The organism is Streptomyces endocoffeicus, assembly GCF_016741935.1.
Taxonomy (GTDB): Bacteria; Actinomycetota; Actinomycetes; order Streptomycetales; family Streptomycetaceae; genus Streptomyces; species Streptomyces endocoffeicus.
Window position 1 is genome coordinate 290,216 of record NZ_JAERRG010000003.1, and the last position, 18,160, is coordinate 308,375.

The window sequence follows — 18,160 nt, forward strand, 5'->3', positions numbered from 1 at the left end:
GCGGAGCAGGAATCGCCTGTTCCTCCGCGGATCCCACCGACATCGCAGGGGCCACCCCATGAACACCGTTCTGATCACTGGTACGTCGTCCGGGTACGGGCGGGAGACCGCTCTCCACTTCCACGAGCGGGGGTGGCACGTCATCGCCACCATGCGGACGCCACGGCCGGGCGTCTTCCCCGAGTCGGACCGGTTCCGCGTCGTCGAGCTCGATGTGACCAGGCCCGAGAGCATCACCGCCGCGTTCGAGGCGGCGGGGCCCATCGACGCCCTGGTCAACAACGCGGGCATCCCGTCGATGGGGGTGTTCGAGGGCATCTCCATGGACCGGGTGCGGGAGGTGTTCGAGACCAACACCTTCGGCGTGATGGCGACGACCCAGGCGGTGCTGCCCCAGTTCCGCGAGCGCGGCTCCGGCGTGGTGGTCAATGTGACCTCCAGCGTGGTGCTGGGGCATATGCCGCTCACGTCCGTCTACAAGGCGAGCAAGATGGCCGTCGAGGGGTTCACCTCCTCCCTCGCGCTCGAGCTCGCGCCCTTCGGCGTGCGGGCGAAGACGGTCGAGCCGGGCGCCTGCCTGACGACGAACTTCGGAGCCGGCGCGATGAACGATGCCCCGCTGGAGGAACTGGTCCCGGCGCCCTACGCGGCGTTCACGAAGAAGTCCATGGACGACTTCGGGGGCCAGGACGTGTTCACCAAGGAGAGCGACGTCGCCGAGACGGTGTGGCAGGCCGTGCACGACACCACCGGGCGGCTGCGCTTCCCGGCCGGTCCCGACGCGGTCCGGCTCGACCAGGCGAAGTGACCGGCCGGCGGGCACGGTGTTCATCCCCCGGTCGGCCTTGCCCGCCGGGACGGTGATCCGGCGGGGACGGGGCGGAACCTGCGGCGCGGACGGGGCGGAACCCGCCGGAGGTTCCGCCCCGTCCCCTGTGCGTCAGCTACCGGCCGTCAGAAGCGGTCCGGGGAGCGCTGCGGAAGCGGGGCCCCGGGACGGATGTCCCGCTTCCGGTCCTTCTGGGCGCCGCCGTTGGAGTCGCCCGTCGCCTCGCAGGTCACGTCCTTCGCCGGCAGCTTGCCGGTGGTCAGGTAGCCCGCCACCGTGCCGTCCGTGCACGCGTTGCCGCTCGGGTAGACGCCGTGGCCCTCGCCGCCGAGGACCGTCAGCATCCTCGAGCCCTTCAGGTCGGCGTGCAGGGCCTGACCGCTCGGCAGCGGGGTCTGGGAGTCCCACTCGTTCTGCACGACCAGCGAGCCGACCTTGTTGTTCACGACGGTGGCCCGCTCGACCGACCTGTCCCAGAACGCGCAGGGCTTGATGCTGGACGCGAAGTCGCCGTAGAGCGGGTAGCGGCCCTTGTCCTCGATGGCGTCCCGCCGGTAGCTCTCGGGGTCGCGGGACCAGGCTGCCGAGTTGTCGTTGCACACCACGGCCCAGAAGCTCGCGGTCATGTTGTCGCTCGGTACCTCGGCGGACTCGGCGGACTCGGCGGACTCGGCGGAGCCGGCGGAGTCGGCGGCCAGGCGTGGCGTGCCGGCCGGATCCGGGAGCTTCTCCCCGGAGGCGGGCTTGCCGGCCGCGGCCTTCTTCAGCTCCACGACCAGTTCGGTGCCCTCCCGCACGCTGAAGACCGCACCGCGCATCATGCTCCGGACGTCATCGCCGGTGTACTTCTCCCCGTCCATCTCGATGGGCTTCTCGTTCGCCCGCTGGACCAGGTCCCAGAACGTCCGGTCGACCTTCTTCGGGGTGTCGCCGAGGTCGTACTTCTCGGAACGCGTGGCGGCCCACTCGGTCCACCGGTCGAACGCGGGCTCGGCACCCTCCGCCCACCACTGGATCATCTTCCGCCAGGCGCGCGCCGGATCGACAGCGCTGTCCACCACCACCCGGTCGGCCCGGCTCGGGAACAGCTGGGTGTAGACCGCGCCGAGGTACGTCCCGTACGAGTAGCCGAAGTACGAGAGCTTCTTCTCGCCGAGGACCGCCCGGAGCAGATCCATGTCGCGCGCCGTGTTGCGCGTGGTGATGTGCTTGAGCGTGGCGCCCGACTTCTCACGGCACTTGCGCGCGACATCCCGCGCCCAGGCGACGTCCTTGTCGAACGTCGCCTCCTTGTACGGCCGCAGCCAGTCCTCCTCCTCCTGCGTCAGGCCGCAGGTGACGGGCGTGCTCCGGCCCACCCCGCGCGGGTCGAAGCCGATGAGGTCGTAACTCTGCCGTGCGGACTCGGGCAGCATGTCCTTCATCTGCAGCGGCATGTCGAGCCCCGGCCCGCCGGGGCCACCGGGGTTGGCGAGCAGGACGCCGTGCCGCTTGTCCGGTGTGGTGGTCTTGATCCGGGATATGGCCATGTCGATCCGCTTGCCGCCGGGGGCCCGGTAGTCCAGCGGCACCTTGATCGTCGCGCACTGGTACTCCGCCGGTTTGTCGGCCTCGCACCGCTGCCACTTCGGCTTCTGCTTGATGTACGGGTCCAGGGCGCTCGCGGTGGCGGTGGACGTCGATGCGGGGCCGGCCTCGGCGGCGGTGGCCGTCGAGGTGGCGAGCGCGGGAGCCAGTGTCGCCGTGACACCGATGGCTAACAGGGGCGCGAGACCTCGTCTACGCACGAAATCGTTCCTTCCGGTGGTGTGTCGGGACAGGAACGATCATTCAGGTGGTGTGCGCCGGGGAACATCGGCCGTGCGTCCCCAACTCCCCTCCCTCTTGGGAGTGATATGACGGCCGTGCGTGGTCCCCTGGTTGTACGGCCCACCCGCGTGCCGCTCAGGGTCGGGGCACCTCCTGGCCGTTCACGAACACCCGTCGGAAGGTCAGGTCTTCGGTGTGGGCGATGCTGTCGGGGCCGCGGATGCCGGTGAACGCGGAGCGGGAGAGGTGCACCCCGCGCAGCGGGTCGGTCTCCAGGCCGACCAGCCGCAGCACGGTCTGGGCGCCGTCGATCTCCATCCGGTCCAGGTGGATGTTCCGCACGGACACCGGCAGTGTGCCGTCCTCGCCACCGTTGTAGTCCATGGTCACGAAGGCGATGTCACGCTCCACGCCCTGTCCGGTGAAGTTCCGGATGTGCACACCGTCGATGGAGCCGCCGCGCTTCTTGTTCGCCTTGACGTACAGCGCGTACTTCACGGGGTAACGCCCGGGGAAGTCCGGAGGGTTGATCTCGCAGTCCTCGGCGAAGATGTCACGCACCCCGCCGGACATCTCGCTGCCGACCGTCATCCCGCCCCAGCGGCCGGAGAACCGGCAGTCGCGCACGACGATGTTCCTGCTCGGCACGCCGACCCGGTGGCCGTCCTCGTCCCGGCCGGACTTGACGGCCACACAGTCGTCGTTGGTGTTGAACCGGCAGCCGGTGATGAGCACATCGGAGCAGCATTCGGGGTCGCAGCCGTCGGTGTTGTAGAGCGTGCTGTCCACGGTGATGTCGCGCACGGTGACGTTGCTGGAGAGCACCGGATGTACGGTCCACATCGGCGGGTCGACGATGGTCAGTCCGCTGACCAGGACGTTGCGGCAGCGGTAGAACTGCACCATCTTCGGCCGCAGATGGTGGCCGTCGCCGAAGACGCGCCGCGCCACCGGCACCCCCGTGGAGCCCATCTCGCGCAGCAGCTTCTGGTCGGCCCCCTGCGGTCCGCTGTCGCGGTACCAGCTCTCCCACGGCCCGAGCCGCGCCTGCCCGTCGAGCGTGCCGCGGCCGGTGACCGCCACGTCCCGCTCACCGTACGCGTAGATGAAGGGCGAGTAGTTGTACGCCTCGGTGCCCTCCCAACGGGTGAGCACCACCGGCAGGAAGTCGCGCGGATCGGGGCTGAAGGCGATGGTGGCGCCCTCGGCGACATGCAGGTCCACCCGGCTGCGCAGATGGATCGCGCCGGTGAGGAAGCGGCCCTCGGGGACGACGACATGGCCGCCGCCCGCGCGGTGGCAGGCGGCGATGGCGGCCCGGAACGCCGCGGTGTTCATCGTCCGCCCGTCGCCGACCGCGCCGTAGTCGGTGACCCTGAACGTACGCCGGGGGAAGGCGGGCGGCCTGATCCGGGCCAGGATCCCCGGCACCGCGCGCCACGCCCCGGTGTAGGCGGCGGCCGCGCCGGTGTGCGGAGTGGCCGTGCCGGTGTGCGGAGTGGCCACTCCGGTGTGCGAAGTGGCCGCGTACGCCTGCTCCGCGGACAGCGGCGGGAGCAGCGCGCCCGCCGCCAGCAGACCGCCGGTGCGCAGCGCCGCGCGGCGGGAAGGACTCGGGTGCATGGCCTGCCTCCTTGGCAACGCGCTAGCTGACGGAGATCCGGTCCAGATCGGGCGCGGACTCGGTGTCGTTGGAGATCTCGATGGTGTTGGCGCCGGGCTTCAGGGTGACGGGGAGGGAGGTGGTACGTGGTGTGGTGTTCCCGGTGTCGGTCACCGTCACCTTGGCCGCCGGGCCGCCGTTGACGCTCACCTGGAACGAGCGGGTGCCGTTGACCGTGTAGTCGAGGTACAGCGTGTGCTCTCCGCCGTCGGGGACGACCACATCGGGGAACACCATGGCCGCCTGCTCGCTGCCGCCGATGTTGCGCACCTTCTCGGCCCCGGAGCAGGGCCCGCAGCCGGTGATGCCCGTGCTGCCGAACTGGTTGGCCGAGTCCTCCGCCTCACGGGCCCATATCCGGCCGGTGGGCAGTGGCCGCACCCGGACCTGGTCCGACACCGACTTCTGCCGGCCGAGCAGCCCGTAGTCCGCCGTGACGGGGATGTCCGCCGACCCGGCGTCCTGGCCGGGCGGGGAGGTGACGGTCCAGGTGCCCCGCACCGTCTGGCCGAGCCGCAGCGACCGGGCCGTGACCGGCCCGCCGTCCGCGGTCCAGCCGTCCGGCAGCCGGGGGGCGAGGCTGACGTTGTCGAGCTGCTCGTCGTCGTCCAGCCGGAGCGTCGCCGTGACGGTGAGGGACCGCTGCCCGGGGCCGGCCCACTGCAGACCGTGGGGCCGTACGGTGAGCGTGGTCTTGGGGGTGTACGAGGCCGGGGGCAGCGGGGCCACCGCGATCCGGTCCAGGCCGGGGCCACGGCGGGCGGTGCTGAACACCTTCACCGTATTGGCACCGGCCTTGAGCGGCACGGACACCGCCGTGCTCTCCGGCACCTCGGAACTGTCCGCGGCCACGGGCACCTCGACCGGTGCCGCGCCGTTGACACTCACCGACAGGGCGGAGCCGGCCGCGGCCGTGTGGTCCAACTGGAGCCGGTAGTCGCCCTGTTCGGGCGCGCGCACATCGCGGTACGTCACGGAGTTGCGCGACCCGCCGCCGAGGCCGTCCACGCGCCGGCCGCCCGAGCAGGCGCCACATGCCACGGAGTGGGCCGCGCCCGTCGGCCGGTTCTGCCGTGCCTCGGCCTCCAGCGGCAGCGCGGTGCGGGTGGTCTTCGAGCGGCCGTACGCCACCTGGATCTCGTCGATGCGCAGCTGGTGGTAGAACTCGGGCGCCTGCGGGCCGCCCCAGAGGCTGCGCACCTCCAGCTTCAGATAGCGGGCGGTGCGGTCGCCGATGTCGATGGTGCGCACCCCGCGCGCACTGGGCAGTGTGCCGGAGCGCACCTGGGTCCAGCGCTTGCCGTCGCCGCTGGCGTAGACGCGGTAGTCCTTGATGCGCGCGGAGTCCTCGGGGCGGCCGAAGGACGACCGGGCGTGCGTCGGGGACCACTCGCGCTGGTTCACCGCCAGCGATGTGGCGTGCTTGCGCGCGCCGAGGTCGAGGGTGACGGAGACGGGCAGCTCGCCGTCGCTGTCCCAGTAGGTCTCGTAGTCGCCGTCGGCGAGGTCGGCCGCCGGGTGGCCGGTACGCGCGGACGTGGCGGTGGCGCCGACACCGGACTGCGGGTAGAGGGGCCGTCGGCCGTCCGTCTCGACCTTGAAGACGGTGTCGTACGGATCCCAGTCCTGGATGCCGAGGATCGACAGATGGCCACCGGACTGGCTGAAGCGCATCGCCTCACCAGTGCGCAGATCGGTGACCCGGCGCACGGTGTAGCCGTTGTCGCCCAGCCGCACCATGTCGGTGCGGGGCCGGGTGACCACGTGCACATACTGGGTGCGGTCGCCGTTCTCGCCCCGGCCCACGGTGACCACGCCGTGGGCGCCGTCGTTCCAGAAGCCGGGCCGCATCCCGCCGTACATGTAGCCGCCGCCCTCGACGCCGTACACCGACTCCTTGATGGGCTCGACCCACTTGCCCATGAAGTCGTTGAACTCCTCCTGCTGGGGCGGGAGTTTCCCGTTCACCATGGGTGTCTCGGCCATGAGCGACTTGATGGAGGAGCCCGCGTTGGTGATGTAACGGCCGGTGCTGAGCCGGGCGTCGACCTCGTGGTCCCCGCCGTCGTACCACCAGTCGCCGGTGGTCGGAAGCTTGTAGTCGGCCTCGGTCAGCCGGGGCATGGGGACGGTCACGGCGGAGGGGTAGTCGTACGCCGGGGTCATGCCGGTCTTCTGCTCATTGCTGACCGTGTCCATGATCGGCGTGTCTTCGTTGTTGTTGCTCAGCAGCCAGTCCGGCCGGCGTTCGCGGATCTTCTCGTAGAGCCCGTTCTCCTCCCAGTACTCGTTGTCGTTGTCGATCCAGAACCCCGACAGGTCCTGGTATTTCTCCATGACCTCGAGGAACAGGTCGTAGCTGTACATGCCGAAGCCGCGACGCGTGGTCAGGTCGACATCCCGGCCCTTGTACTTCGAGTAGGCGGCCGAATCCAGCGTCTCGGTGCCCGACTCGTTGTGCCACTGCGGGTCGTCGGTCATGTAGAGGATGATGCGCACACCCTTGGCCTTGCCCGCGGCCACGAGCTCGCCGAGCAGATCGCGCTCGGTGGCACAGCTGCCGGGGACCTTCGAGGGCCAGGGGCGGGCGTAGCCCAGCCTGCTGTGGAAGGTCGCGAGCACGATGTACGAGGCGCCGAGCTTGCGCGCCTCGTCCACCCAGTAGTCGGCGTTCCAGCCGCCCTCGGTGACATCGCGCTCCCACTCGGCGCAGTCGCGGTGCTGGGGGTTGGTGAACATGCCCCAGTGCAGGAAGAGCCCGGCGGTGGACTGGCGCAGCCACTCCTGCCGGGGGTGCTGGACCTCGGCCTGGGCGGGGGCGGCCAGCAGGCCGATGGCCAGGGCGAGTACGACCGCCGCGCACAGCGCGCGCCACCGGGAGCGGGTGGCGCGGGCGGCGCGTGCGGTGCGGGCAGCACCGGCGGCGCGGGCGATACGGGCAGCACCGGCGGCGCGGGCTGCGGGGATGTGGATGGGGCGGAGCGGGATCCTCGGCGTGGGCATGTCCTGTCCTCCGTGAACGTTCCCGTGAGCGTTCACGGAGCACTGTCCGGCCCACCCGGCCGCCGTGTCAATATGTGTGCGAGGTTGGGGTGTTCCGCTGTGGGGTTCCGTTGACGCCTGTCGTCGCCGCGGTGATTATCGAGGAGGAGCGCTTCGGGGATCACCCCCGTGAGCGGTCCCGAGTGCCACGTCGTACCACGTCCGAGGGTGGGGAGAGGGGTGGGGTCCGTGCCCACGAGCGCCAGGCCGCGCCGCATCACCATCGAGGATGTGGCGCGCTCGGCCGGGGTGTCCCGGCAGACGGTCTCCCGCGCGGTCAACGACAAGCCCGAGATCGACCCCGCCACCCGGCAGCGGGTGCTGCGGGTGGCCCAGTCGATGGGATACCGGCCCAGTCGGTTCGCCCGTGGCATGGTCGGCCCGCGGCTCACCACGCTGGGTCTGGTCATCGCGGATGTGCTCAACCCCTTCTTCCCCGAGGTGGTTTCCGGTGTGCTGGCGGCGGCAGACGAGCGCGGCTGGCAGGTCGCCGTCTACAGCACCGGCTCCGCCCTGGAACGCGAGACCGCGGTGGCGCGGACCGTCGTGGACCACGTGGACGCGTGTGTCGCCTTCCTGCTCGACCCTGGCGCCATCGAACTCATCCACCGCTCCGGTATGCCCTTCGTCCTGCTCGACAACGAGCACCGGCCACCGAGCGTGAACGGCGGGCGGATCGACTTCGCCACCGGTATGCGGCACGCGGTCGGCCATCTCGTCGAGCGCGGCCACCGGCGGATCGCGATGCTCGACGACCGTGGCCGCCCGGACGCCGGCGGCCACGGCACCCGCCACTCACTGTTCCTCGGCGCCGCCGCCGAACACGGGCTGCCCGCCGACGAGGGGTGGGTGTTCCCGGCGGTCAACTCCCTCGAGGGCGGGGCGGCGGCCATGGACGACGTGCTGGCCGGCGGCTTCGGGGCGACGGCGGTGCTCGCGTACAACGACCTCATCGCCATCGGCGCCATGCGCCGCGCCCGCGACCGCGGAATGCGGGTGCCGGAGGACTGCGCGTTCGTCGGCTGCGACGGGCTGACGCTGAGCCGCCTCGTGGACCCGCCGCTGACCACCCTGACGGTCGACAAGGAACTCCTCGGCCGGGCCGCGGTGCGGCAGGTCGCCGCGCAGATGACCGGCGCCGGGACGGGGGAGACGGTGATCGTGCCACGCCTGGTGGTACGCGCGTCCTCCTGATGTGATCGTACTGCTGACGGAACGCGGCGCCGAGGTCGTTGGACGGCGGGCTGAGGGGCCTGTCCGACGGGTCGGTGACGATCCGGGCTGTCGGCCGTCATCAACCGCCATCGCGCCGGCCGGACGGTGCGGTGGCCGCGGTCAGTAGATGATCGACACGATCTGGCAGGCGGCTTCGGCGAGTTCGCGGTCGCCGTCGATATGGGCACGTGCGAGGGCGGTGTCCGGCTGGATGCCGCGGGTGCACAGGCGCCAGGCGGTTTCCGCGTCCAGGCGGACGAGCGCGGTGGGACGTGCCGTGTCCGGTTGTGCCAGCGACCAGCGGGGCCCGGTGGCCGTCACGGTCCAGGTGCCGCCGGCCGGGCCGTCGACGTGCACTTGGACCTGCGTGCCGGCCGGTGCGTCGATGTCGCGCAGAGTGTGTGGCAGAGCCCGCATGAAGGTGTCCATGACCACGGACAAGAACCGCGGATCGGCGTCGGTGGCCTGTCCGGCCGCATGGCGGATCTGCTGGCGGTGGGTCCAGAACTCGGTGAAGTCCCGCGCGCTGTCCAGCCACATCGGTGCCGGGTCGACACCGGCCCAGGACACGCCGAGTGACGGCGCAACGGGGTCGATGCCCTCGAAGAACTCCGCCACCTGCCCGCCCACCAGTTCGAGGGTGTCGGTGAGCGCGGCCGGGCTCACTCGGGAGAAGGCGCCCACCCACTCCTGGTTGACGCGGTGGATGAACGACTCCAGCGTTTCGCCCGTTGCGAGTGCCGGGCCTTCCCGGTGACCGTCGCGGGCGCGGGAAACGCGCCCGTAGAAGTCGCCCAGAAGGTGTGCGACGAGATCGCGGACGGTCCACCCCGGCACCGCTTCTCGGCTCCAGTCGCCGGGCGTCAGGCCGCGCAGCGTGGCCATCAGTGCGGCGTGCTCCGGAGCGAACAGCGAGCGGGCGTCAATCGGGGTACCGAGCCAGGTATGGCTCGGCAGGCCATGGAGTCGGGAGTTCATGGCCGAAGCCTGCCGACCCAATGACTCGATGGCCACCGAATAAAGGTGCGGGGCGCCATGGGAAATCGATGTGCGGCCATTGATCAGGCTCTCGGAGAGGGCTGGTAATCAATCCCGCCGGTCGCTGCACTGGGTGACATCAGCTCTTGGCGACGCACGTCAGGAGCCACTTGGAAGAATCCTTCGACGGCCGCCCGAGCGGCCGTCGAAGGTGCCCAGACTGAAATGGAATGAGTACCGTGAACACAGGCAAGCGCATCATTCTGGCAGCGATTGTCGCCGTCTTCGCAGTGGCCTTGAAACTGGGCGGTCCCGCCTATGCGGAAGGAAAGCCCACCGAAATGTCCGCTACGGCGATCAGCTGGGTACTCCACCAGCTTGCCGTGACCGGCGACCACTTTCCCGACAACAAGTGCTGTTAGCCGCCTGCTGAGTTCAGGAGAGAGATACCGAGTCCAGTGAGGCTGTGCAGCGCTGTATTGCGGTATCGACGGGTGATGACCAATCCGGCCTCGCGCAGAACGGTGGCGTGTTCGCTCGCGCTCGCCGGCGCGAGGCCGGTGAGGGACGCGAGGTCTTTGGTGGAGCAGCCCGGATGCTCGGCGATCACCCTCAGCACGACCGCCCGGGTGCGGCCCAGCAGCGCCCCAAGGGCCCTCGCGGAGGTGGGGGCAGTGGACTCGGGGGCGAAAGCGGTCAGCCGATCGAGGGGCTGTTCCTGCTGGACGGGGTAGGTGACGGTGGGTTGCTCCCGGGGGCTGTTGTCGACGATGGAACGTACCCCGAACACCGATGGCACCAGCACGATGCCCTGCCCTTCCAGGCGCAGATCGTGGTCGACGCCGTTGGGCATCCGGATTTCCAGCACGGGGGGCTTCCACCGCATCCACTGGGGATTCGCCTGCGCGAGCAGGCACTCGACACCGCCGGTGAGCAGCTGGCGCGTACGCACCGTTCGGTCCACGGTGAACCGCCGGCTGAGGCGCTCCCAGAAGGGATCCATCAAGTCGGCGTAGAGCCGGCCGAGTCCGTCGTACAGCTCGTTGCGCAGGGACGCGTCATCGGGGAGTTGACGTGCCCAGTTCGGCAGCGTCTGCTGCTCGGCTACGGCGGCCAGGTCGGCGCGGATCACCGCGGGTGGGGTGGCTCGCACCTGTTCCAGCAGTTCCTCGGGGCTCCCGGCGCGTACGGGGCAGAGAAATCCGGGGGACCAGCCGATGGGCGGGATGAGGGACATGGCCATGCGGGTCGGTGCGGACGACCGGAGCAGGACCTGACGCCGCCAGGGATCAAGCCGTACCGGCCGACCGCGGTCCTGAAACGCACGCACCGCGAGGTCCAGCTCCGAAAGGGGCATTGGCGCCTCCGCGACACGCGTGCGCGCCAGATCCTGAACGGTGAAGTGAATGCGGTAGACCACGCTCGCCCCGAACCCCACGTTGTACGGACCAGGGCGAGTCTCCCGGGAGCACGGTGGTTCGGTCCAGGCCGAATCAGGTCGAAGTGACGGCCGCGGACGCGGAATCTGGATGCGGGTCCGGCGCCGGGCCCGGTCGGCTCAGGGCTCGGTCGGCCCAGGGCCCGTGCAGGCGCCCTTGAAGAGACGGCGCCACCGAGAGAGAAGGAGACGGTCATGAGGATGCGCGTGCTTTTGGCGGCCGCGGGGCTGATGGCCTCGCTGGCGACAGTCGGGGGTGCGGTCGGCCAGGCGGAGGCAGCGCCGAGCGACTGCGCGAGTAAGTACCTGTGCGCCTACCCGCAAACGAATTACCGGGGAGGGGCGGGGCCGGTGAAGGACGACAACTCGGACCTGCGGCAGTACTCGAAGTTCCGGCATGTCCAGTCGATCTTCAACAACGGGGAGCGCTGCACGGCCTACCTGTGGTCCCAGCCGGGATACAGCGGAGTCATGCACACCCTGAGCCGGGGTGATGGGTACCCCAACCTCGATCACATCCCCGAGTACCGCACTACGGGTATTCAGAGCAACCACTGGTGCAACCCGGGCTGACCGCCCCGTGCCCCCGGTCCTCGACCGGGGGCACGGCTCCGACCCAGTAGGGGAGCAGACGAACTGATGCGATGGCGATCCAGGCGTGTGCGCTCTCTGCCGGCCGTGGCGCTGATGGTCACGGCGGCGATCGGCCTGTGGATCCTGACAGGCTTCTGGAGCGGGAAGGACCGGGCCGCGGCCATCCCGCCACCCGAACCCCTGGCCGACCTGCAGCTTTCCCCGGCGCAGCGGCAGTCGCTGCGTCACGCCGAGGACGTGCTGGTGAGGCGCTGCATGCGGGACCGCGGCATGGACTTCCACGTCGCCGCGACGGCGGAGATGCCATCGAGCCCGCCGAACCCGTACGGCTTGCTGGACAGTGCGGAGGTCGCGGCACGGGGCTATGGACTCCGTGGGGCGGTCCCGGTCCCGTCGGACCCGCGACTGACGGACCGTGAGCGCGACGCCCTGTTCGGGACCGAGACCAGTCGGAAGACCATCCCCTTGGCAGGGGGCGGCGAACTCGTGGTCCGTACCGACGGGTGCTTCTACCAGGCCCAGACCGAGCTGTACGGGGAGGATTGGAAGCGATTGCTCTACAGCGAGGAGACCCTTGCCGCCAAGATTGTCGCCCGGGTGAACCGCGACCCGCGCGTCAACGCCACGCAGCACACATGGGCCACGTGCATGCGACGGGCCGGCTACTCGGTGACCACGCTGGAGGGCGTACGGCCCAACGCGGTCCGCCGCATGGAACGAGAGGCCTCGGACCGAGCCGACGGCGAGGCCGAGTTCAACGCGCTCCTGGACCAGGCGGCCAGGGATGTCGCCTGCCAGAAGCGGGCGCGCGTCGAGCCCGCGATCCGCGCCGCGCAGGACGATGTGGAGCGGTCGGCCGTCCGAGGCCACCAGCACGATCTCGGAGAGCTGAAGACGCTGCGGGCTGAGGCGTTGGCGACGGCGCGCCGGCTCGGCAGCACAACGGAATGACCTCCGCGGTGCCGGAGCCGGCCCGGACCCGTTTAGTTGTGTCTGTATAATGATTACGACAACACAATTAAACGGAGGTCCTTCATGCCGGATCCCGCTCCTCGGCGACGATGGCTCGTACTGGCCATCTGCTGCATGAGCCTGCTGATCGTCAGTCTCGACAACACGATCCTGAACGTCGCCCTGCCCTCCATCCAGCGCGACCTGCACACGTCGGTGTCCGGGCTGCAATGGACGGTCGACGCCTACACGCTGGTGCTGGCGAGCCTGTTGATGCTCTCCGGCTCGACCGCCGACCGGGTGGGCCGTCGCCGCACGTTTCAGGCCGGGCTGGTGATCTTCACCGCGGCCTCGCTGCTGTGCAGCCTGGCTCCCGGGCTCGGCTGGCTGATCGTCGCGCGGATGCTTCAGGCGGTCGGGGGGTCGATGCTGAACCCCGTCGCGATGTCGATCATCAGCAACACCTTCACGGACCCGCGGGAACGGGCCCGCGCCATCGGTGTGTGGAGTGGTGTCGTGGGCATCAGCATGGCCGCCGGGCCGATCATCGGGGGTGCGCTGGTGGAGTCGGCCGGCTGGCGCGCGATCTTCTGGCTCAACGTGCCCATCGGCCTCGCCGCGCTCTTCCTGACCCGCAGGTATGTGCCGGAGTCCCGGGCGCCGCGGGCTCGCCGAGTGGACCCGGTCGGGCAGGCGCTCGTCATCGTGCTGCTCGTCGCGCTGACGTACGCGATCATCGAGTCGCCGAACCTGGGCTGGACCTCTCCCGTCGTCGCCGGGTGTACGGCCGCGGCGCTGTGCGCGCTGCTGGGGCTGCTGTGGTACGAACCGAGGCGCACCGATCCGCTGATCGACCTGCGGTTCTTCCGTTCCGCGCCGTTCTCGGGCGCCACCGTGATCGCGGTGGCCGCGTTCGCCGGTCTGGGCGGTTTCCTGTTCGTCAGCTCCCTGTACCTCCAGGATGTGCGGCGGCTCGATCCGCTGCACGCCGGGCTGTTCATGCTGCCCATGGCGGTCATGGCGCTGCTGACCGCGCCCGTGTCCGGCCGCATGGTGGCCTCGCGGGGGCCGCGTACTCCGCTGCTGCTCGCCGGGACGGCGTTCTGCGCGAGCGCCGTGCTCCAGGCGCTCACCTACTCCGAGCACCTTCCGGTGTCCCTGCTGGTCATCGCGTATCTGCTCTTCGGCACCGGCTTCGGGCTGGTCAACGCGCCCATCACCAATACCGCCGTCTCGGGGATGCCCCGTTCGCAGGCCGGTGTCGCGGCCGCGGTGGCCTCCACCAGCCGGCAGACCGGCCAGTCCCTCGGCGTGGCCGTCATCGGTGCCCTCATGGCCGGGGGAGTGCACGCGGACGCGGCGGCCTTCACGGACGCGGCACGCACGGCATGGTGGATCATCGCCGGCTGCGGCGCAGCGGTGCTGGTCATGGGTACGCTCACTTCCGGCCGTTGGGCGCGGGCAACGGCCCAGCGCACGGCGAAGCGGCTCGCCGCCGAGGAGACCAAGGAGACAGTGAACGTCTGATGGAGCGCCCACATGAGAACGAGCCGCACGAGGGGGACGAGCGGGACGAGCGGGACGACGAGACCGTCAGGACGGCCGCCCGGGCCTGGCAGGGGCTGAACACGCTCCTGATGGAGCGTCACAACCGCCGCAAGGCGGTCGCGGAGAGCCTCGGCATGAGCTTCAGCCGCGTCAGGGCGTTGCGCCGCCTCGCCGCCGGTCCGATCACCCTTCGCGAACTGGCCGAGCGGCTGACCGCCGACCCGCCCTACACCTCAGTCATCGTCGACGATCTCGTACGGCGCGGCCTCGCCGAACGCATCACCAACCCGGCCGACCGCCGGTCCAAGCTGGTCCATCTCACCGAGGACGGCCAGGCGCTGGCCGCCCGCGCCATCGCGATCCTCACCACCCCACCCGACGCGCTGCTCGCCCTGCCGCTCGAGGACATCCAGGCGCTCGACCGCGTGGTGGCCAAGCTTCTGAAATGAGCCAACGGCGTCTGGTGGCTCTGTGTCAGTCCAGGCCGTGGTCGCGGGCGTAGTGGGTGGCCGCGACGCGGTCGCGGGAGCCGGTCTTGGTGAAGACCCGGTTGATGTGGGTCTTCACGGTGTTGCCGCTCAGGAAGAGGGCGGTGGCGATCTCCGCGTTGGTCATACCGCGGGCCATCAGTGTGAGGATCTCCGCTTCACGACGGGTGAGGCCGTCCGGGAGCGGCCGGCCGGCGGCGTCGGGCCCCGGGGGCGGGGCGGTGGGAGCGCTTGCCGCGGCGAGCAGGGTGGCCTGGACCCTGGGGTCGAGGACGGAGAGTCCCGCGACGGCGCTGTGCAGGGTACGGGCGATGTGGCGGCGGTCCGCGTCCTTGGTGAGGTAGGCGCGCGCCCCGGCCCGGAGCGTCTCCAGGACGGAGGTGTCGTCGGCGTAGGTGGTCAGGACGACGACGGCGACCTCGGGGTGCTCGGCGGTGAGCCGGCGGGTGGCCTCGGTGCCGTCGAGCACCGGCATGTGCAGGTCGAGCAGGATCGCGTCCGGGTGGTGCGCGGCGACCTGGTCGAGTGCCTGTTGTCCGTTGGCCGCGGAACCGACGACGTCGATGTCCGGCAGCAGGTCGAGCATGAGGACCAGCCCCTCCCGGACGCTGGCCTGGTCGTCGGCGACCACGATCCGCAGCGGCCGGGTGTCCTGGGTGCTCATCGCGGCACCTCGGCCCGGACCCGCCACTGTCCGTTCCGTATGCCCGCGTCGAGTGTTCCGCCCAGCAGCAGGAGGCGTTCGCGCATCCCGGTGAGGCCGTAGCCGCCGTCGACCGTGGCGAACGCGGGTGGTTGCCGAGGGGATGGGGGTGGTGCGTCGAGCGGGTTGCCGACGGTGAGCGTCACGTGTTCGTCCTCATAGGTCAGGGTGACCTCCACCGGCTGGGCGGGGGCGTGTTTGGCGGCGTTGGTCAGGGCTTCCTGCGCGGTACGGAAGAGGGGGAGCGCCTGGTCGGCCGGGAGCGGGGAGGGCTCGCCCTCGACCCTGAGCCGGACCGGAACGCCGTGCCGCTGCCGGTGGGTGTCCGCCATCGTGGCCAGTTCCTCGTCGAGCGGCGCGAGGTCGGAGCGCAGGGCGTGCACCGCGCGGCGGGTCTCGGCGAGCCCGTCGACGGTCAGCCGCCTCGCTCCGTCGAGCACGGCGACGGCCCGGTCGATGTCCCGGTGATCCGTCAACAGGGCGCTCGCGGCCTGGATCTGGATGCTCAGGGCGCCGAGCGAATGGGCCAGTACGTCATGGATCTCGCGGGCGATCCGGGTGCGTTCGTCCAGTACGGCCACCCGGCGCTGCTCCGCGCGGAGCAGCTCGCTCTGGGCGAGCATGGCGGCCGATTGCTCGGCGCGTATCCGGTAGGCGCGCCGGTTGTGGCTCGCGACCAGGACCAGGGCCACCAGCATCGGATAGCCCAGTGCGAACCCGCGGCTCGCCCCGGCGACCAGGACCCCGGTCTCCAGGGCCACCACCGTGCAGCCCGCCACGGCCCAGCCCACCGGGAGGCTCAGCTCGGTGCCCAGGTGCATGACGGCCATCAGCGAGAGGCCGATGAGTGCTCCGGCGTGCGGGAAGGCGCTGGCGTAGCCGGAGAGGGCGGCGGCGACACCGAGCAGGACCCGCATCCGCGGCGCGCGCCTCGCGGCCTCGCCGCCGAGGGTGTGGGTGAGCTCCCACGGCAGCAGCGCCAGGCCGCCCAGCGCGTACGTGACGACGGCCAGGGTCACCGCCCCGGCCCCGGCCGGAGGGCCCGTGAAGGTGTGCAGGCCGATGAACGCGTACGCGCCGGCCCGCATCAGCCATGACACCGTACGCAGCACGGATGCAGGATAGCGACCCGAAGACCGCTCGGCCGCGGCGCCGGGGGGTACCGCGTCATGGGCCGAGGACGCCGCTCCCTCGCCGGCTCGGGTGGATGCCGTGCGCGCGTTGCCCGCCGGGCGCCGTTCGGTCATCGCCGTCCCCGGCGGCCCCGGCGGCCCGGGTCGCGCAGGCCGTCACCCGCCGACCGGTCGTACGACGCCGTGGGATCGGGATGCTCCGTGGGACCGGGATACTCCGTGGGCCGGGGCCGCCGCGCGGGCCGCTCCGCGCCGGGCGGCGGGGCGCCCGACCCGCCCAGCAGCCCCGCCAGCGCACCCCGCACATCGAAGGGGCGGCCGTCCTTCTCCGGGGCGAACGGCACACCGGAGGCGAGGGCGCGCGGTGTGACGACGGCGGCCTGGCCGAGCCGGTTGAGGCCGAGCAGCAGCAGGATGGGCGCCGTGGAGCCCGCCACGGGGGCGTGCAGCGCCACGGCTACGACCGTCATCACGACCCGCGAGACCACCAGCGCGAGCCACAGCCACAGCCCGTACACCGGCATCCGCGCCCACAGCACCCCGTCGCGCGGCTCCAACCGCAGCAGCGCTCCCTGGGCGGTGCCGATTCCGGCCGCGATCACCGCGCTGATGACGAGGCATGCGAGATCGGGCGTGGTGAGGTGGCGGCCACCCTTGCCGAGGCTGGTGAAGCCGATGACGGCGAGGATCGCGGGAAGCAGGATCAGCCGCTTGCCGCGCAGCGGCTCGCCGCGTAGCTGACGTGCGATGACGAAGATCACGACGGCGATCGCGGCCAGCACTTGCAGCACGTTCACTGGAAGACTCCCGTCGGCCACGCTTCGGTTGCGTACGCCTGTTGACTCGCCCCGAGGCTAGGAAGGCCCGCGGGGCACCGCGTCACCCCGAGCGGTGACCTCCGGGGTGATCCGCGGGGTGATCCGCGGATGATCCCGCCGGGAACCGGTACCACCGGGCGGCCGAAGCGATCACCCCGGAGGTCACCCCCCGCTACGGCGTGCGGGAACGCGTACCGGCACCAACCTGAGCGAGCCGGATCCCCGGCAAACCGTCCACCGAGAGGCTCGCCATCCCATGTCCACCATCGGTCAAGCCATGATCATCAACGGTGCGGTCCTGATCGCCGTCCTGGAGGCGGACCTCGGACCCCACCGCAAGATCGGGAAGCTGCGCATCCTGCGGCCGCTGCTGATGACCGCCGCGATCGTCCCCCTCTTCATCAAGAGCCCGGCCACCCACGGCTCCGGCCTGGCGCTCGAACTCGCCGCCGTCGTCGCGGGGTTGATCGTCGGCCTGCTGGCGATGACCTTCACCACGGTCTACACCAGCCCCACGACCGGCAAGCCGGTCAGCCGCGCGGGCTTCGCCTACGCGGCGCTGTGGATCGTCGTGGTCGGGGCACGCGCCGCGTTCTCGTACGGAACGGAGCACTGGTTCGCCCAGCGGCTGGGCCGCTGGATGGTCGACCACCAGGTGACCACCGACGCCCTCACCGACGCGCTGCTGCTGATGGCCGTGGCGATGACGCTCACCCGCACCATCGGCCTCGCGACGCGAGCGGCCACCGCCGGCCGCCGGGTGCCGGCCGCCGGGCCCGCGGCCGAGTAGCGGTGGCGTGCGGTGTGCGGCGTGCGGCGTGCGGCGTGCCGCAGCGTCCCGGAACATGGTCACCGCGTATTGCATCGTCGCAGGTCAGAGGGGGAGACATCCCGCGAGGTGCCCATGATCCCGCGGGTCGTGGCTCTTACGTTGGACCGGCCCCAGGGTTG

The 18,160-nt window shown here is 70.9% G+C and carries 16 protein-coding genes; 8 read left to right on the forward strand and 8 right to left on the reverse strand.

Going from position 1 to position 18,160, the window contains the following annotated elements; all coding sequences use genetic code 11:
• Positions 1-58 precede the first annotated feature (58 nt).
• Positions 59-808: an SDR family oxidoreductase gene (locus JK364_RS11420; RefSeq protein ID WP_201850294.1), complete on the forward strand. Its 750-nt coding sequence runs from the start codon at positions 59-61 to the stop codon at positions 806-808.
• A gap of 146 nt (positions 809-954) precedes the next feature.
• Here JK364_RS11420 and JK364_RS11425 read toward each other — a convergent pair whose 3' ends face one another.
• From JK364_RS11425 to JK364_RS11435, 3 genes are all read right to left on the reverse strand, one after another.
• On the reverse strand, positions 955-2,616 hold the full coding sequence (locus JK364_RS11425; protein WP_201850296.1) for an alpha/beta hydrolase: 1,662 nt from the start codon (positions 2,614-2,616) through the stop codon (positions 955-957).
• Between the two features lie 157 nt (positions 2,617-2,773).
• Positions 2,774-4,261 (reverse strand): glycoside hydrolase family 28 protein, encoded by a 1,488-nt coding sequence (locus tag JK364_RS11430; protein WP_201850298.1) that lies wholly within the window; start codon positions 4,259-4,261, stop codon positions 2,774-2,776.
• Between the two features lie 22 nt (positions 4,262-4,283).
• Complete coding sequence (locus JK364_RS11435; protein ID WP_230991766.1) at positions 4,284-7,304, reverse strand: alpha-L-fucosidase; 3,021 nt, start codon at positions 7,302-7,304, stop codon at positions 4,284-4,286.
• A gap of 228 nt (positions 7,305-7,532) precedes the next feature.
• Here JK364_RS11435 and JK364_RS11440 point away from each other — a divergent pair, with 228 nt between their 5' ends.
• Entirely contained in the window at positions 7,533-8,537 is a 1,005-nt protein-coding gene (locus tag JK364_RS11440) for a LacI family DNA-binding transcriptional regulator (protein ID WP_201850300.1), read from the forward strand.
• A gap of 141 nt (positions 8,538-8,678) precedes the next feature.
• Here JK364_RS11440 and JK364_RS11445 read toward each other — a convergent pair whose 3' ends face one another.
• Positions 8,679-9,536, reverse strand: a complete 858-nt coding sequence (locus JK364_RS11445; RefSeq protein ID WP_201850302.1) for a maleylpyruvate isomerase family mycothiol-dependent enzyme — start codon at positions 9,534-9,536, stop codon at positions 8,679-8,681.
• Positions 9,537-9,775: 239 nt separating this feature from the next.
• Between JK364_RS11445 and JK364_RS11450 the strand changes: the two genes are divergently transcribed.
• Positions 9,776-9,958: a hypothetical protein gene (locus JK364_RS11450; RefSeq protein WP_201850304.1), complete on the forward strand. Its 183-nt coding sequence runs from the start codon at positions 9,776-9,778 to the stop codon at positions 9,956-9,958.
• Here the strand turns inward: JK364_RS11450 and JK364_RS11455 are convergent.
• A complete protein-coding gene (locus JK364_RS11455) occupies positions 9,955-10,893 on the reverse strand; it encodes an ArsR/SmtB family transcription factor (RefSeq protein ID WP_230991767.1) in 939 nt (312 codons plus the stop codon). The two genes, JK364_RS11450 and JK364_RS11455, sit on opposite strands and share 4 nt — an antisense overlap.
• Before the next feature lie 276 nt (positions 10,894-11,169).
• Between JK364_RS11455 and JK364_RS11460 the strand changes: the two genes are divergently transcribed.
• The 4 genes from JK364_RS11460 to JK364_RS11475 all read left to right on the forward strand — a co-directional run bounded on the left by JK364_RS11460 (position 11,170) and on the right by JK364_RS11475 (position 14,516).
• The gene (locus JK364_RS11460) at positions 11,170-11,547 is read left to right on the forward strand and encodes a peptidase inhibitor family I36 protein (protein WP_201850308.1); all 378 of its coding nucleotides are present in this window, start codon (positions 11,170-11,172) and stop codon (positions 11,545-11,547) included.
• 87 nt (positions 11,548-11,634) lie between these two features.
• Positions 11,635-12,519 (forward strand): hypothetical protein, encoded by an 885-nt coding sequence (locus JK364_RS11465; RefSeq protein ID WP_201850310.1) that lies wholly within the window; start codon positions 11,635-11,637, stop codon positions 12,517-12,519.
• Positions 12,520-12,603: 84 nt separating this feature from the next.
• On the forward strand, positions 12,604-14,046 hold the full coding sequence (locus JK364_RS11470; protein WP_201850312.1) for an MFS transporter: 1,443 nt from the start codon (positions 12,604-12,606) through the stop codon (positions 14,044-14,046).
• The gene (locus JK364_RS11475) at positions 14,046-14,516 is read left to right on the forward strand and encodes a MarR family winged helix-turn-helix transcriptional regulator (protein WP_201850314.1); all 471 of its coding nucleotides are present in this window, start codon (positions 14,046-14,048) and stop codon (positions 14,514-14,516) included. Before JK364_RS11470 ends, JK364_RS11475 begins: the two co-directional genes overlap by 1 nt.
• 25 nt (positions 14,517-14,541) lie before the next feature.
• On the opposite strand, the gene JK364_RS11480 is transcribed toward JK364_RS11475, so the two are convergent.
• The 3 genes from JK364_RS11480 to JK364_RS11490 all read right to left on the reverse strand — a co-directional run bounded on the left by JK364_RS11480 (position 14,542) and on the right by JK364_RS11490 (position 17,188).
• The gene (locus JK364_RS11480; RefSeq protein ID WP_201850316.1) at positions 14,542-15,219 is read right to left on the reverse strand and encodes a response regulator transcription factor; all 678 of its coding nucleotides are present in this window, start codon (positions 15,217-15,219) and stop codon (positions 14,542-14,544) included.
• Positions 15,216-16,370 (reverse strand): sensor histidine kinase, encoded by a 1,155-nt coding sequence (locus JK364_RS11485; protein WP_201850318.1) that lies wholly within the window; start codon positions 16,368-16,370, stop codon positions 15,216-15,218. Before JK364_RS11485 ends, JK364_RS11480 begins: the two co-directional genes overlap by 4 nt.
• Positions 16,371-16,501: 131 nt before the next feature.
• Positions 16,502-17,188, reverse strand: coding sequence for a hypothetical protein (locus tag JK364_RS11490; protein ID WP_201850320.1), 687 nt, complete (start codon positions 17,186-17,188; stop codon positions 16,502-16,504).
• Between the two features lie 277 nt (positions 17,189-17,465).
• On the opposite strand from JK364_RS11490, the gene JK364_RS11495 reads away from it, so the two are divergent.
• Positions 17,466-17,999 (forward strand): hypothetical protein, encoded by a 534-nt coding sequence (locus tag JK364_RS11495; protein WP_201850322.1) that lies wholly within the window; start codon positions 17,466-17,468, stop codon positions 17,997-17,999.
• Positions 18,000-18,160 lie beyond the last annotated feature (161 nt).

Bases quoted from the DNA above. Each gene is read 5' to 3' on its own strand.
- JK364_RS11460 (WP_201850308.1), top strand. From the start codon at position 11,170: ATGAGGATGCGCGTGCTTTTGGCGGCCGCGGGGCTGATGGCCTCGCTG.
- JK364_RS11435 (WP_230991766.1), bottom strand. From the start codon at position 7,304: ATGCCCACGCCGAGGATCCCGCTCCGCCCCATCCACATCCCCGCAGCC.
- JK364_RS11470 (WP_201850312.1), top strand. From the start codon at position 12,604: ATGCCGGATCCCGCTCCTCGGCGACGATGGCTCGTACTGGCCATCTGC.
- JK364_RS11495 (WP_201850322.1), top strand. From the start codon at position 17,466: ATGTCCACCATCGGTCAAGCCATGATCATCAACGGTGCGGTCCTGATC.
- JK364_RS11455 (WP_230991767.1), bottom strand. From the start codon at position 10,893: ATGCCCCTTTCGGAGCTGGACCTCGCGGTGCGTGCGTTTCAGGACCGC.
- JK364_RS11445 (WP_201850302.1), bottom strand. From the start codon at position 9,536: ATGAACTCCCGACTCCATGGCCTGCCGAGCCATACCTGGCTCGGTACC.
- JK364_RS11475 (WP_201850314.1), top strand. From the start codon at position 14,046: ATGGAGCGCCCACATGAGAACGAGCCGCACGAGGGGGACGAGCGGGAC.
- JK364_RS11430 (WP_201850298.1), bottom strand. From the start codon at position 4,261: ATGCACCCGAGTCCTTCCCGCCGCGCGGCGCTGCGCACCGGCGGTCTG.
- JK364_RS11420 (WP_201850294.1), top strand. From the start codon at position 59: ATGAACACCGTTCTGATCACTGGTACGTCGTCCGGGTACGGGCGGGAG.
- JK364_RS11480 (WP_201850316.1), bottom strand. From the start codon at position 15,219: ATGAGCACCCAGGACACCCGGCCGCTGCGGATCGTGGTCGCCGACGAC.